Annotated in this window: 17 protein-coding genes and 1 riboswitch; of the genes, 13 read left to right on the forward strand and 4 right to left on the reverse strand. The window is 74.2% G+C overall.

Annotation, left to right across the window (positions count from 1 at the left end; translation table 11 throughout):
- Positions 1-12 precede the first annotated feature (12 nt).
- Positions 13-237, forward strand: coding sequence for a hypothetical protein (locus tag ABT092_RS06915; RefSeq protein ID WP_351240596.1), 225 nt, complete (start codon positions 13-15; stop codon positions 235-237).
- 137 nt (positions 238-374) lie between these two features.
- Here the strand turns inward: ABT092_RS06915 and ABT092_RS31000 are convergent, their stop codons facing one another.
- A complete protein-coding gene (locus tag ABT092_RS31000) occupies positions 375-554 on the reverse strand; it encodes a hypothetical protein (protein ID WP_502968398.1) in 180 nt (59 codons plus the stop codon).
- 17 nt (positions 555-571) lie between these two features.
- On the opposite strand from ABT092_RS31000, the gene ABT092_RS06925 reads away from it, so the two are divergent.
- The 3 genes from ABT092_RS06925 to ABT092_RS06935 all read left to right on the forward strand — a co-directional run bounded on the left by ABT092_RS06925 (position 572) and on the right by ABT092_RS06935 (position 1,571).
- The gene (locus tag ABT092_RS06925) at positions 572-865 is read left to right on the forward strand and encodes a hypothetical protein (RefSeq protein ID WP_351240600.1); all 294 of its coding nucleotides are present in this window, start codon (positions 572-574) and stop codon (positions 863-865) included.
- A gap of 195 nt (positions 866-1,060) precedes the next feature.
- Entirely contained in the window at positions 1,061-1,285 is a 225-nt protein-coding gene (locus ABT092_RS06930) for a hypothetical protein (RefSeq protein ID WP_351240602.1), read from the forward strand.
- Entirely contained in the window at positions 1,251-1,571 is a 321-nt protein-coding gene (locus tag ABT092_RS06935) for a hypothetical protein (protein WP_351240604.1), read from the forward strand. The genes ABT092_RS06930 and ABT092_RS06935 overlap by 35 nt, the downstream gene beginning before the upstream one ends.
- Before the next feature lie 19 nt (positions 1,572-1,590).
- Here ABT092_RS06935 and ABT092_RS06940 read toward each other — a convergent pair whose 3' ends face one another.
- On the reverse strand, positions 1,591-2,214 hold the full coding sequence (locus ABT092_RS06940) for a class I SAM-dependent methyltransferase (protein ID WP_351240606.1): 624 nt from the start codon (positions 2,212-2,214) through the stop codon (positions 1,591-1,593).
- 90 nt (positions 2,215-2,304) lie between these two features.
- Between ABT092_RS06940 and ABT092_RS06945 the strand changes: the two genes are divergently transcribed.
- The gene (locus tag ABT092_RS06945; protein ID WP_351240608.1) at positions 2,305-2,832 is read left to right on the forward strand and encodes a DUF6584 family protein; all 528 of its coding nucleotides are present in this window, start codon (positions 2,305-2,307) and stop codon (positions 2,830-2,832) included.
- A gap of 20 nt (positions 2,833-2,852) precedes the next feature.
- Here ABT092_RS06945 and ABT092_RS06950 read toward each other — a convergent pair whose 3' ends face one another.
- Positions 2,853-4,088 carry an MFS transporter gene (locus ABT092_RS06950; protein WP_351240610.1) on the reverse strand — a complete coding sequence of 412 codons (1,236 nt, stop codon included), beginning with the start codon at positions 4,086-4,088 and terminating at the stop codon, positions 2,853-2,855.
- A 184-nt stretch (positions 4,089-4,272) separates the two neighbouring features.
- Here ABT092_RS06950 and ABT092_RS06955 point away from each other — a divergent pair, with 184 nt between their 5' ends.
- Positions 4,273-5,547, forward strand: a complete 1,275-nt coding sequence (locus ABT092_RS06955; RefSeq protein ID WP_351240612.1) for an ROK family transcriptional regulator — start codon at positions 4,273-4,275, stop codon at positions 5,545-5,547.
- Here the strand turns inward: ABT092_RS06955 and ABT092_RS06960 are convergent.
- On the reverse strand, positions 5,460-6,212 hold the full coding sequence (locus ABT092_RS06960) for an SDR family oxidoreductase (protein WP_351240614.1): 753 nt from the start codon (positions 6,210-6,212) through the stop codon (positions 5,460-5,462). The two genes, ABT092_RS06955 and ABT092_RS06960, sit on opposite strands and share 88 nt — an antisense overlap.
- A 403-nt stretch (positions 6,213-6,615) precedes the next feature.
- Positions 6,616-6,746: riboswitch (FMN riboswitch) on the forward strand.
- A gap of 145 nt (positions 6,747-6,891) precedes the next feature.
- Between ABT092_RS06960 and ribD the strand changes: the two genes are divergently transcribed.
- The 7 genes from ribD to hisG all read left to right on the forward strand — a co-directional run bounded on the left by ribD (position 6,892) and on the right by hisG (position 12,507).
- Positions 6,892-7,995, forward strand: coding sequence for a bifunctional diaminohydroxyphosphoribosylaminopyrimidine deaminase/5-amino-6-(5-phosphoribosylamino)uracil reductase RibD (gene ribD, locus ABT092_RS06965; RefSeq protein ID WP_351240616.1), 1,104 nt, complete (start codon positions 6,892-6,894; stop codon positions 7,993-7,995).
- Positions 7,996-7,998: 3 nt separating this feature from the next.
- Positions 7,999-8,601, forward strand: coding sequence for a riboflavin synthase (locus tag ABT092_RS06970; RefSeq protein ID WP_351240618.1), 603 nt, complete (start codon positions 7,999-8,001; stop codon positions 8,599-8,601).
- Positions 8,598-9,248, forward strand: coding sequence for a nicotinamide mononucleotide transporter family protein (locus ABT092_RS06975; protein ID WP_351240620.1), 651 nt, complete (start codon positions 8,598-8,600; stop codon positions 9,246-9,248). The genes ABT092_RS06970 and ABT092_RS06975 overlap by 4 nt, the downstream gene beginning before the upstream one ends.
- Positions 9,245-10,585 (forward strand): bifunctional 3,4-dihydroxy-2-butanone-4-phosphate synthase/GTP cyclohydrolase II, encoded by a 1,341-nt coding sequence (locus ABT092_RS06980; RefSeq protein WP_351240622.1) that lies wholly within the window; start codon positions 9,245-9,247, stop codon positions 10,583-10,585. The genes ABT092_RS06975 and ABT092_RS06980 overlap by 4 nt, the downstream gene beginning before the upstream one ends.
- Before the next feature lie 100 nt (positions 10,586-10,685).
- On the forward strand, positions 10,686-11,171 hold the full coding sequence (ribH, locus tag ABT092_RS06985; protein WP_351240624.1) for a 6,7-dimethyl-8-ribityllumazine synthase: 486 nt from the start codon (positions 10,686-10,688) through the stop codon (positions 11,169-11,171).
- A gap of 61 nt (positions 11,172-11,232) precedes the next feature.
- Positions 11,233-11,505, forward strand: a complete 273-nt coding sequence (locus ABT092_RS06990) for a phosphoribosyl-ATP diphosphatase (RefSeq protein WP_029383007.1) — start codon at positions 11,233-11,235, stop codon at positions 11,503-11,505.
- A gap of 153 nt (positions 11,506-11,658) precedes the next feature.
- The gene (hisG, locus tag ABT092_RS06995) at positions 11,659-12,507 is read left to right on the forward strand and encodes an ATP phosphoribosyltransferase (RefSeq protein WP_351240626.1); all 849 of its coding nucleotides are present in this window, start codon (positions 11,659-11,661) and stop codon (positions 12,505-12,507) included.
- The last annotated feature ends 14 nt before the right edge of the window (positions 12,508-12,521 follow it).

Raw genomic sequence — 12,521 nt, forward strand, 5'->3', positions numbered from 1 at the left:
ACGGGGACGAGGATGGCACGGCCGCACGGCTTCACCTACCGGGAGTACGGCGACGGGACCGTCGACGTACGGCACTTCGGACGCTCCGCCACCGTCCTGCGGGGCGAGCGCGCCGCCCGGTTCCTCCAGGAGGTGACGACCCAGGACGCCCAGGCGGTCATGGCCCGGTGGACCGGCAACTACCGGCGGGGCAACGAACGGGTCGCCCGCCGCCACCCGCGCCACGACGGGCGGTGACCCCGCGCCGGGCCCCCTCCGGCGTCCCCCGGGGACGGTGCCCGGCGCCGACTCGATCGGGTGGGCGTCGGCGGTTTCCCCCGCCCGGCGGACCGCGGAAGAGCAGGATCCTCGTCCACGGGACTCGGGGACCGGCATCAGAAGAAGGACGTGGAGGCGGCGCTCAAGCGGGCGGAGGCGGCCGGACTCAAGGTGACGCACGATCGGAACGGGCACCGGTGGGGATGGCTGATCTGCTGTCCCTGCAACGGGCGGTACGTGGTGAGTAGCACCCCGAGGAATTCGGGGACGGAGGCGAAGAAGATCGATGGGTTCATCAACGTCCACCGGAGCTGTGCGTGAATGGCACTTCATCCTGCACGCGGACGCACCGCTCACGGACACGCAGTCGAACGTCCGGGACCACCTGGAGTGCTTCAACGACGGCCGGATCTCGCTGGTCGAGGGGCCGGGAACGGCCGAGTTCTGGTGTGCGTACGAGGCCGAGAGCCTGACCGACGCAGTCGGTGAGGCACTGGCGCTCTTCGTGAGCCTCACCGGAGTCCTGGTCCGCAGCGTGGAACTGGGCCCGCGGGAGTTGGCGGAGAACGGGATGGCGACGTCCGCCGTGGTGCCGGCTCCTGGTTAGGGTGTGCGGTCGGTCGGGCTCAGCGGGTTCGGGGGTCGGGTTTGTGCCCATCTGCGGGTCGGCGACCCGCATGCCCTCCGGGCTCCGGGCGCGGCGCACCACCTTGGTGATCCGCACGATCGGCGCCGCCTCGATCGGGTGGGCGTGGGCGGTTTCCCCCGCCCGGCGGACCGCGGGAGAGCAGGATCCTCGTTCATGGGACTCGGGGACCGGCATCAGAAGAAGGACGTGGAGGCGGCGCTCAAGCGGGCGGAGGCGGCCGGACTCAAGGTGACGCACGACAAGAACCGACATCACTGGGGATACGTCCTCTGCTGCCCCTGCAGCAGGAGCGTGACGGTGCACTGCACGCCGAAGGACACAGGAACCATGGCGAAGAGGATCGATGAGTTCACGCAACGGCACCGAGGCTGTTCGTAGCTGGCACTTCATTCTGCACGTGCAGGACCCGCTCACCGCCGAGCAGGTCGACGTCCTGGCGGGACTCGACCAGTTCGCCGACGGGGACCTGGGTCTCGAACAAGGGCCGGGTCGCTCTCTCTTCACCTGCTACCTGGACGCCCCCACGCTCACCGGGGCGATCGCCGACGCGCTGGCCCGCTTCGAGTACTTCCCCGGTGTCCTGATCCGCAGCGTCGAGCTGAGCGAGTACTCCCTCGCTTACAACGGGATGGCGACGTCCGCCGTGGTGCCGGCTCCTGGTTAGGGTGTGCGGTCGGTCGGGCTCAGCGGGCTCGGGGGTCGGGTTTGCGCCAGGTCAGCGAGTACCGGCGGAGCAGGTGGCGGCGGTAGCGCACGCCGGGGAGCAGGCGTTGCGCCGTGGCTCGCACCTGGCCGTAGCCCATCCGCGGGTCGGCGACCGGCATGCCCTCCGGGCTCCGGGCGCGGCGCACCACCTTGGTGATCCGCACGAGCGGCGCCGCCGCGACCAGCGCCGCCCACTCCGCGGGGCTCGACTCGCGGGCCAGTCCCACCACCATCAGCGTGCCGCCGGGCCGCAGCAGTTCGCGCATGCGGGTCAGCGCCGCCGCGAAGTCCATGTGGTGGACGGCGGTCACCGAGCACACGAAGTCGTAGCCCGCGGCGGGGAGGTCGGCGGTGAGGAAGTCCCCTTCGACGAAGGCGAGCCCCGGACGGCCCCCGGCGCGGTCGCGGGAGCGGGCGATCATCTCCGGCGAGGCGTCGATCCCGGTGACCCGCCTCGCCCGCCCGGCGAGCTTCAGCGCCAACAGCCCGTCCCCGCACCCGACGTCCAGGGCCTCGCCGCACCCCTCGGGGACGGCGCGGAGGACACCGGGGTGCCGGGCGACGTTGGTGTTCCAGTACGGCTCGGGCTCGGGCTGGTCCATCGGCTCACCGTAGACGGCGCGCGGCCCGGGCGGACACCGGGCGGCGAAACCCGGTCGACGCGCCGCGACACGGTGTCCGATCATGCGTCCATGCCCCTGAGAGAGACCCTCGCCCGCGTCGACGCGGACCTGACCGCAGGCCGGATCCCGATCGCGCGGCAGCGTCTGCGCGGTCTCGTTTCCTCCTTCCCGCAGGACCTGGCGCTCCGTCGGCGGCTGGCCGGGGTGTACCGGCTCTACGGCGACGCCGCCGAGGCGGGGCGCTGGGCGTACCTGGAGGAGGACCGTGCGGCCGGGGAGACCGCCGCCTTCGAGGCGCGGTACGGCTCTCCGGCGTGGCGGATGAAGGCCCTCGCCTGGCGCGGCCCCGAGACGGAGGCCGCCACCGCCTTCGCCCGGGAACAGCTGGTCGCGGTACGGACCGCCTGCGCCGAGGAGGTGGGGCGCCCCGTCGACTGGGACGACCCCGCCTCCTACGGGAGCGGGCTGGACGCGGAGCGCGAGGAGCCCTCCCACCCGTGGACCGTCAGCGGTGTGCTGGCCGGCCTGGGCTGCCTGGTGGTGGCCCTCGCGTTCCTCGCGGTCTGGGTGAACGGGCTCGTCGCCCTCGTCGACTGATCCGCGCGGCCGGGCCGGGGTCAGGGCCGGGCGTCCCGCGGCGCGGCCTCGCCCGAGGGCGCGGCGGCGGGCGCGGCCGGGGCCGTCCGGTCCGCGGAGCGCAGCACCCCCGCGAGGGCGATCAGGCCGAAGGCCAGGACGGTCACCAGCCCGAACGACACCACCAGGCTCGTCAGATCGGCGAGGGTACCGATGGCGGAGGGGGCGATCAGCCCCGAGGTGTAGGTGATGGTGGCGACCCCGGCGATGGCCATGCTGGCGTTCGGGCCGCTGCGCCCGGCCGCGGCGAAGGCCAGCGGAACGACCACCGCGACGCCCAGCCCGAGCAGGGCGAACCCGCCCATGGCCATCGCCGGGTGGGCCGCGGCCACCACCATCAGGCCGCCCACCGCGGCGAGCGCACCGCCCGCCCGTACGGTGCGCACGGCGCCGTAGCGGTCGACGATCCGGTCGCCCGCCAGCCGGGCCACCGCCATGGTCAGGGTGAACGCGGTGGTGGAGGCCGCCGCGAGGCCGGCCGAGGAGCCGAGGACGTCCCGCAGGTAGACGGCGGACCAGTCCAGGCTCGCGCCCTCCGCGAACACCGCGCAGAAGCCGACCGCGCCGATCAGCAGGGCCGAGCGGGGCGGGAGGGCGAACCGCGGCGGTGCCGCTTCGTCCGCCGCGGGCCGGACGTCCAGCACGCGGCGGCAGGCGACGAGGCCGAGCAGGGTGAGGACCGCGGCGGCCAGGGCGTGGTGCACCCGTGCGTCGACGTCGAGCTGGGCGGCCAGGGTGCCGCCGGCGGAGCCGATCAGGGCGCCCACGCTCCACATGCCGTGCAGCCCGGACATGATCGAGCGGCCGAGCCGGTTCTCGACCTCGATGCCCAGGGCGTTCATCGTCACGTCCGACATGCCGGAGGTGGCGCCGTAGACGAAGAGCGCCAGGCACAGCGTCAGCAGGTTCGGCGCGAGGGAGGGCAGTGCCAGGGACAGCGTCCACAGCGCCAACAGGAGGCGCAGGGCGGTACGGGCGCCGAGCCGGTGACTGACCCGGCCCGCGAGGGGCATCGCGAGGGCGGCGCCGATCGCCGGGAAGGCGAGGGCCAGGCCCAGTTGGCCGGCGCTCACGCCGGCGTGGTCCTGGATCCAGGGCACCCGGGTCGCGAAGGAACCGGTCACCGAGCCGTGGACGCAGAAGACGGCGGCCACCGCGTACCGGGCACGCCGGGCCGATGTCGTGTCATGGGCCGTTCCGCCCCCCGATTTCCCCATGCGCTGCTGCCTCCCGTGGTGATGTGCGGCCCTGGCGGTTTCCGTTGCCGGGGCCGTTGGTTTCCGGTCGTTCCGGTGGTCCGGGCGTAAACTATCAGGAACCCTGCCTGATAAATAGTCCCCGGCGGACACCGGGTCGGGAGCGCCCGCGGACCGGCGGGCGACGTCTGGAAGGATCGGCCCCATGTCGGCAACACCGAGCACGGCCCGCGCCATCAACGACCGGCTCGCCCTGGGGCTGCTCCAGAGCGAGGGTCCGCTGACCGCAGGTCAGCTCAAGCAACTCACCGGACTCTCCCGCCCCACCATCGCCGACCTGGTGGAACGCCTCCAGGAGAGCGGGCTGATCAGCGTGGTGGGGGAGTCCGGCGCCCAGCGGCGCGGCCCCAACGCCCGGCTGTACGGGATCGTCGCCGACCACGCCCACCTCGCCGCGCTCGACGTCCGCCAGCACAGCGTCTCCGTGCTCGTCGCCGACCTCCTCGGCCGGGTGCTCGCCGAAGCCTCCGCGCCCGTCGGCGCCGACCCCGGGACGGCGCCGACCCGGGCGGTCGCCCTGCTGGAACGCACCGCCGAACGGGCCGGGATCACCGCCGTGCACACCGTGGGCGTCGGCGCGCCGGGACTCGTCGACCCGGCGACCGCCGAACTGCGCTCCGGCGGCGGACTGCCCACCTGGCACCACGCCCTGCTGACGGCCCTTCACCAACGCTTCCCGGCCCGGGTGACCGTCGAGAACGAGACCAACCTCGCCGCCCTCGCCGAGCTGCGCGAGGGCGCCGCCCGGGGCCGGGACACCTTCGTCCTGCTCTGGCTCGGCCAGGGGGTGGGCGCGGCGGTCGTCCTCGACGGGGCGCTGCGCCGGGGCGCCTCCGGCGGCGCCGGCGAGATCGGCTTCCTGCCCGTTCCCGGCACCGGTGCCCTGCCGTCCGTGACCTCCTGCGGGGGCGGCTTCCACAGCCTGGCCGGTTCCGGTGCCGTCGTCGAACTGGCCGCCCGCCACGGAGTGACGGCCACCCCCGACGGAGCCGAACCGCACGCCGCGGCCCTGGTCCGCGCGGCCGTCGCCGCCGGCGGACCCGACGCCGACGGCCCGCCCGCGCCGGCCGACGCCTTCCTGGACGAACTGGCCGGCCGGATCGCCGTGGGCGCGGCGGCGGTCACCGCCGTCCTGGACCCCGGGTGCGTGGTCCTCGGCGGTGAGGTCGGCCGGGCCGGCGGGGCGGTGCTCGCCGAACGGGTCGGGGCGCGGCTCGCGACGCTCTCCCCGCTGCGCACCGAGGTGCGGGCCGGGGAACTGGGCGGAACGGCGGTGCTGCGCGGCGCCCTGTGCACCGCCCGGGACGCCGCGCAGGACGAGCTGTTCGCCCCTCAGCCGCCCGCGGTCGACGGGGTGAAGGCCCTGGTCAGGAACTCCTCGAAGGTCTCCCGGCCGATCGCGCGGTCCGGCGTCAGATGACCGCCGGCACGCAGCGCCCGCCCCACCTTCCCGGGGAGCGGCACCGCCACGACCGGCCGTCTGCGTCCGCTCGCCGCCAGATAGGCCGCGGCCAACTCGTCGAGCCCCCGCACCTCGGGCCCGCCCAGCTCGGCCACCCGCCCGGCCGGGGCCCCGGCCGCCAACTCGGCCAGCCGGTCGGCGACCTCGCCGGCGGCGATCGGCTGGTCGGCCACGCCCGCCGGCACCAGGAGCACGGGCGGCTTGGCCAGCCCGGCCAACAGGGTGCGCACCAGGTCGTGGAATTGCGTCGCCCGGAGGATCGTCCAGCCGCTCCCGGACGCCTCGACCATCCGCTCGACCGCCCACTTCGACCGGTAGTACCCGAGGGGCACCCGGTCGACCCCGACGATCGAGACGTAGACCAGGTGCCCGACCCCCGCGCGTCGGGCGGCCTCGATCAGCCGGCGCGCGGCGAGTTCGTCCCCGTGGCGCCCGCTGGCGCAGTGCACCACCACCTCCGCGCCGTCGAGCGCCGCGTCCAGCGGTCCGGTGCCCTTGACCAGGTCCACCGGATAGGGCTGGGAGCGCCGGCTGAGCACCCGCACCTCCTCGCCGGCGCCGCGCAGGCGCTCCACCACTTGTCTGCCGAGCGTGCCCGTGCCCCCGGTCACCACCGTCGTCATCGCGCAGCCGCCTTCCCTGGGAGGTCGGCGGCCGGTGCGACCGCCCCCACCACTGAGGACCACCGGGCCGGCGCGCCGCCGGCAGCCGCGCCGCGGGCCCCTCGTTCGCCCGGGGGCGGAACCCGAACGGGGCACCCGGCGGACGCTTCGCGGACCCGGCGGCGGACGGGCCGTGCGGTCCGTCGCCGGTCCGGAGGGGCCTTCCGGGGTCGGGTCGAGCGCGGGAAGCCCCGCTCGACCCGTCAAGGGATGATCCGGACGTAACCCAAACGAAGGAGTCGGAAAGGGAGTTGACGGCTCCGCCGTGGCGTCGACGCACCTCGTGCGCCCCTTGTGAGCCAGTCCACAACCGTCCGCCCGCATGGCCCGGCGGTGGCGTGGCAGACTGGTTGCGTACCAGTAGCAGCGCACTCCGGGGTCGGTGAAAGTCCGAGCCGGCGGTTACAGTCCGCGACCCGGTCACCTCCAGTGACCGGTTGACCAGGTGAGATTCCTGGACCGACGGTGAAAGTCCGGATGGGAGGCAGTGCGCGACGGGCGAGCACGTCAACCGTGCGCCGCCGACGGTTCCACCCGTGTCCAACGGGGGGCCGCGGCCGTGCGTTTCCGGTGTGCCGCGTCCGTACCCTGTCGCCTTCGACAGCCCCGGAGTCCGTGCCCGAAGAGGCAGGAGGACCCGGTGGCCACCGCAGCCGAAGCAACCGCCATGCAGCGCGCCCTCGCGCTCGCCGCGCGCGGACTCGGCCACACCAGCCCCAACCCCGTCGTCGGCTGTGTGCTCCTCGACCCGCACGGCACCACCGTGGGGGAGGGCCACCACCAGCGCGCCGGCGGCCCGCACGCCGAAGTGCACGCCCTGCGCGCCGCCGGCGACCGGGCCCGCGGCGCCACCGCCGTCGTCACGCTCGAACCCTGCGACCACACCGGACGCACCGGCCCCTGCTCCCGGGCGCTCATCGAGGCCGGGGTCGCCCGGGTCGTGTACGCGGTCGCCGATCCCACGCCCCAGGCGACCGGCGGCGCCGAGACCCTGCGCGCCGCAGGCGTCGAGGTGGCCCACGGACTGCTCGCCACCGAGGCGGAAGCGGTCAACGCCGCCTGGCTGACCTCGGTGCGGCACGGGCGCCCCCACACCACCTGGAAGTACGCCGCCACCCTCGACGGGCGGACCGCCGCCGAGGACGGCAGCAGCCGGTGGATCAGCTCCGCGGCCTCCCGCGCCGACGTCCACCGACTCCGGGCCGAGGCCGACGCCGTCGTCGTCGGCGCCGGCACCGCCCGCGCCGACGACCCGCACCTCGCGGTCCGCGGCGTCGACGGAGCCCGGCAGCCGCTCCGGGTCGTCGTCGACACCACCGGCACCGCGGTGCGCCCCGGCGCCCGCGTCCTCGACTCCGCCGCACCCACCCTGATCGCCGTCGCCGAGGACGCGCCCCCGCCCCCGCACACCGCCGAACTGGTCCGACTGCCGCGGGCCGCCGGCGGGCTGTCGGTGCCCGCCCTGCTGGACGCCCTGCACGCCCGTGGCGTGCGCTCGGTGCTGCTGGAGGGCGGTGCCCGGCTCGCCGGAGCGTTCGTCGCCGCGGGCGCCGTCGACCGGGTCGTCGGCTACCTCGCCCCGGCCCTGCTGGGCGCCGGCCCCTCCGCGCTGGCCGGCGCGGGAATCACCACCCTCACGGACGCGTTGCGCCTCGACCTGACCGAGGCCGTCCGGATCGGCACCGACCTGCGGATCACCGCCGCGCCCGCCCCCGTCACCCCCGTCCACCCGAAGGAGTACTGAACCGTGTTCACCGGAATCGTCGAAGAGCTGGGCGAGATCACCGCAGTCGAGGAGCTGGACGAGGCCTCCCGCTTCCGGCTGCGCGGTCCGGTCGTCACGCAGGGGGCCCGGCACGGGGACTCCATCGCGGTCAACGGCGTCTGCCTGACCGTCGTGGACCTCGACGGCGACGAGTTCACCGCCGACGTCATGGCCGAGACGCTGAAGCGGTCCAGCCTCGGCGCCCTCACCACGGGCTCCCGGGTGAACCTGGAACGCCCCACCGCGGTCGGCGGGCGGCTCGGCGGCCACATCGTGCAGGGCCACGTGGACGGCACCGGCACCGTCCTGGCGCGGGAGCCCTCCGCGCACTGGGAGGTCGTCCGGATCGCGCTGCCCGCCGGACTCGCCCGCTACGTCGTGGAGAAGGGCTCCATCACCGTCGACGGGGTCAGCCTCACCGTCGTCGAAGCGGGCGACGACTTCTTCACCGTCAGCCTCATCCCCACCACCCTCGACCTGACCACGCTCGGCGTGAAGCAGCCCGGCGACCCGGTCAACCTGGAGGTCGACGTGATCGCCAAGTACGTCGAGCGGCTGCTGGAGGCCCGCGGAGGCACCCCGTGAGCGGCGGCTGGCTCCAGAGCACCGCCTTCACCGTCTTCGACCAGCGCGTGATCTGGTCCGACCTGATCGGCAACTCCATCGGCCTGGCCGCCCTGGCGCTCGGCTGGCGCCGCTCGGTGTGGACCTGGCCCGCCCAGCTCCTGGCCGGGCTGATCCTCGTCACCGCCAACGCCACCGCGGAACTCGCCGGCGGCGTCGGCAAGCAACTCGTGGTGATCGGCGTCGCCCTCTTCGGCTGGTACCAGTGGACCCGGGGCGGCCACCGGGCCCGGGACGGCGGCGTCGCCGTCCGCTTCGCCACCTGGCGGGAACGCGGACTCCTCCTGGCGGGGACCGGGCTCGGCACCCTCGCGGTCGGTCTGCTCTTCACCTCCCTCCCCGAACTCTCCTGGAACCCGTGGCCCGACGCCTACGTCTTCGTCGGCACCGTCGCCGCCATGGTCGCCCAGGCCCGCGGCCTGGTGGAGTTCTGGTTCGCCTGGCTCCTGGTCGACCTCGTGGGGGTCCCGCTCGCCTTCGCCAGCGGCCTCGCCTTCTCCGGCCTCGTCTACGTCCTCTACTTCGCCCTGGCCCTGATCGGCCTGCGCGACTGGTGGCTGCGCTCCCGAGCGGCGAGCCGGCCCCCGCTGAAAGGAGCTCCCGCATGACGGGACAGTCGACAACCGCCCCGACCGAGCGGCGGCTTCCGGCCCCGTGGCCCCGGGACGACCGGCCCCTGCCCGAGGAGCAGCGGTTCGCCCTCGACCCGGTGGAACGGGCCGTCGCGGACATCGCCGCCGGCCGCCCCGTCGTCGTGGTGGACGACGAGGACCGCGAGAACGAGGGCGACCTGGTCCTCGCCGCCGAGAAGGCCACCCCCGAGATCGTCGCGTTCATGATGAGCGAGTGCCGCGGGCTGATCTGCGCCCCCATGGAGGGCGACGAGCTCGACCGCCTCCGCCTGCCGCAGATGGTCGACCAGAACACCGAGTCCCTGCGGACCGCCTTCACCGTCTCCGTCGACGCCACCGCCGCCCACGGCGTCACCACCGGGATCTCCGCCGCCGACCGCGCCACCACCCTGCGCCTGCTGGCGGACGGGGTGTCCGCACCCGAGGACTTCGCCCGGCCCGGACACGTCTTCCCGCTGCGCGCCCGCCCCGGCGGCGTGCTCGCCCGCAACGGCCACACCGAGGCCGCCGTCGACCTCGCCCGCCTCGCCGGACTGCGGCCCGCCGGGGCCATCGTGGAGATCGCCGGCGAGGACGGCCGGATGCTCCGGCTGCCCGAACTCGTCCCGTTCGCCCGCAAGCACGGCCTCGCGATCATCTCCATCGAGGACCTGATCGCCTACCGCCGCGCCCACGAGGAGCCCTCCCCCGTCCGCCGCGAGGCCGCGGTCCGGCTGCCCACCGCGTACGGCGACTTCACCGCCTACGGGTACCGGGCGACCGCCGACGGCGTCGAACACGTCGCCCTGGTGCACGGGGAGGTCGGCGACGGCCGGGACGTCCTGGTGCGCGTCCACTCCGAGTGCCTCACCGGGGACGTGTTCGGATCCCTGCGCTGCGACTGCGGCCCCCAGCTCCGGGCCGCCCTGGAACGCATCGCCGCCGAGGGCCGCGGCGTCCTGGTCTACCTGCGCGGTCACGAGGGCCGCGGCATCGGGCTGATGTCCAAGCTGCGGGCCTACGAACTCCAAGAACGCGGCCACGACACCCTGGACGCCAACCTCGAACTGGGCCTGCCCGCCGACGCCCGCGACTACGGGGCCGGCGCCCGCATCCTCAAGGACCTCGGCGTGCACAGCCTGCGCCTGCTCACCAACAACCCCGACAAGACCGACGCCCTGGTCCGGCACGGCCTCGCGGTGAGCGGTCGGGAGCCGATGCCCGTCCAGGCCGGAGAGCACAACCTCCGCTACCTGCGCACCAAGCGCGACCGGATGGGCCACGACCTGCCCTGGCTCGACGCCCCCGCCACCCGGGCCTGCGCCAACCAGTGACGCCGCCCCCGGTGACCGGGAGAACGGGCACCGACGGGCACGACCGCACCACCACCGGCACCACCATCACCACCGACATGACGAGGAAGAGGAGCAGCGCGTGAGCGGCAAGGGCGCACCCGAACTGAGCGTGAAGAACTGCGGCGACCTGAGGGTCGCCGTCATCGCCGCCCAGTGGCACGAGAAGGTCATGGACGGACTGGTCGACGGGGCCCTGCGGGCCCTGCGGGAGCTGGGCATCGACGAGCCCACCCTGCTGCGGGTCCCCGGCAGCTTCGAGCTCCCCGTGGTCGCCAAGGTGCTCGCCGGCCGCGGCTACGACGCGATCGTCGCCCTCGGAGTGGTGATCCGCGGCGGCACCCCGCACTTCGACTACGTGTGCCAGGGCGTGACCCAGGGCCTCACCCGGGTCGCCGTCGACTCCGGCGTCCCCATCGGCTTCGGCGTCCTGACCTGCGACACCGAGGAACAGGCCCTGGACCGGGCCGGCATCGAGGGCTCCCGCGAGGACAAGGGGCACGAGGCGGTCACCGCGGCCGTGGCCACCGCCGCCACCCTGCGCACCGTCTCCGAACCCTGGCGCTGACCAGCGGATGTCCACGGGCCGTTAGGGCCGCCCCACGGCCTTCCCGTAGAGTGGTCCCACCATGTCCAAGAAGACGTTCGAGGAGCTCTTCACGGAGCTCCAGCAGAAGGCCGCCCACGGCGACCCCGCCACCTCGCGCACCGCCGAACTGGTCGACAAGGGCGTCCACGCCATCGGCAAGAAGGTCGTCGAGGAGGCCGCCGAGGTCTGGATGGCCGCCGAGTACGAGGGCAAGGAAGCCGCCGCCGAGGAGATCTCCCAGCTGCTCTACCACGTCCAGGTGATGATGGTGGCGCGCGGGATCTCCCTCGACGACGTGTACGCCCATCTGTAGAGCGCGCACCGCCGCGCGCTCGTCCACTCGCTCCGCGCGCCCGCGGGACGCGCCCGGAGTCCGGGCCCGCCCCGCGGGACCACCGCGCCCGACGCTCCGCCCGCACCGCCGCTCCCGACACCCGTTGTCGTCACACGCAAAGGAACTGGCCTCATGCTGCGCATCGCCGTCCCCAACAAGGGTTCACTGTCCGGACCTGCGTCGGCGATGCTCCATGAGGCCGGCTACCAGCAGCGGCGGGAGTCCAAGGAACTCGTCATCGTCGACCCGGTCAACGAGGTCGAGTTCTTCTACCTGCGCCCCCGGGACATCGCGATCTACGTGTCCTCCGGGCGCCTGGACATCGGCATCACCGGCCGTGACCTCCTGGTCGACTCCGACGCCAACGCGGAAGAGATCCTCCCGCTCGGTTTCGCCCGCTCCACCTTCCGCTTCGCGACCCGCCCCGGCACCGCCACGGGCGTCGCCGAACTCGGCGGGCTGACCATCGCCACCTCCTACGAGGGCATCGTCGCCAAGCACCTCGCCGACCACGGCATCGACGCCTCGGTGGTGCACCTCGACGGCGCCGTGGAGACCGCGATCGAACTCGGCGTGGCCCAGGTGATCGCCGACGTCGTCGAGACCGGCACCTCGCTGCGCAACGCCGGCCTGGAGGTGTTCGGCGAACCGATCATGACCTCCGAGGCCGTCGTCATCCGCCGCACCGGCGCCGAGGCGGAGGAACCCAAGGTCCAGCAGTTCCTCCGCCGCCTCCAGGGAGTCCTGGTCGCCCGGACGTACGTGATGATGGACTACGACTGCCGCGCCGAACACCTGGAGCAGGCCGTCGCCCTCACCCCCGGACTGGAGTCGCCGACCGTGTCCCCGCTGCACAACGAGGGCTGGGTCGCCGTCCGGGCGATGGTCCCGGCCAAGGACGCCCAGCGGATCATGGACGACCTCTACGCCCTGGGGGCACGGGCCATCCTCACCACCGCCATCCACGCCTGCCGCCTCTGAGCGGCCACCGTCCG

The sequence above is a fragment of the Streptomyces sp. NPDC002490 genome, assembly GCF_040296045.1.
In the GTDB taxonomy this organism is placed as follows: domain Bacteria; phylum Actinomycetota; class Actinomycetes; order Streptomycetales; family Streptomycetaceae; genus Streptomyces.

Excerpts from the sequence above, each read along its gene's own strand:
- ABT092_RS31000 (WP_502968398.1), bottom strand. The coding sequence starts at position 554 with ATGAACCCATCGATCTTCTTCGCCTCCGTCCCCGAATTCCTCGGGGTG.
- ABT092_RS06915 (WP_351240596.1), top strand. The coding sequence starts at position 13 with ATGGCACGGCCGCACGGCTTCACCTACCGGGAGTACGGCGACGGGACC.
- hisG (WP_351240626.1), top strand. The coding sequence starts at position 11,659 with ATGCTGCGCATCGCCGTCCCCAACAAGGGTTCACTGTCCGGACCTGCG.
- ABT092_RS06940 (WP_351240606.1), bottom strand. The coding sequence starts at position 2,214 with ATGGACCAGCCCGAGCCCGAGCCGTACTGGAACACCAACGTCGCCCGG.
- ABT092_RS06945 (WP_351240608.1), top strand. The coding sequence starts at position 2,305 with ATGCCCCTGAGAGAGACCCTCGCCCGCGTCGACGCGGACCTGACCGCA.
- ABT092_RS06960 (WP_351240614.1), bottom strand. The coding sequence starts at position 6,212 with ATGACGACGGTGGTGACCGGGGGCACGGGCACGCTCGGCAGACAAGTG.
- ABT092_RS06955 (WP_351240612.1), top strand. The coding sequence starts at position 4,273 with ATGTCGGCAACACCGAGCACGGCCCGCGCCATCAACGACCGGCTCGCC.
- ABT092_RS06990 (WP_029383007.1), top strand. The coding sequence starts at position 11,233 with ATGTCCAAGAAGACGTTCGAGGAGCTCTTCACGGAGCTCCAGCAGAAG.
- ABT092_RS06980 (WP_351240622.1), top strand. The coding sequence starts at position 9,245 with ATGACGGGACAGTCGACAACCGCCCCGACCGAGCGGCGGCTTCCGGCC.
- ABT092_RS06935 (WP_351240604.1), top strand. The coding sequence starts at position 1,251 with ATGAGTTCACGCAACGGCACCGAGGCTGTTCGTAGCTGGCACTTCATT.
- ABT092_RS06950 (WP_351240610.1), bottom strand. The coding sequence starts at position 4,088 with ATGGGGAAATCGGGGGGCGGAACGGCCCATGACACGACATCGGCCCGG.
- ABT092_RS06930 (WP_351240602.1), top strand. The coding sequence starts at position 1,061 with ATGGGACTCGGGGACCGGCATCAGAAGAAGGACGTGGAGGCGGCGCTC.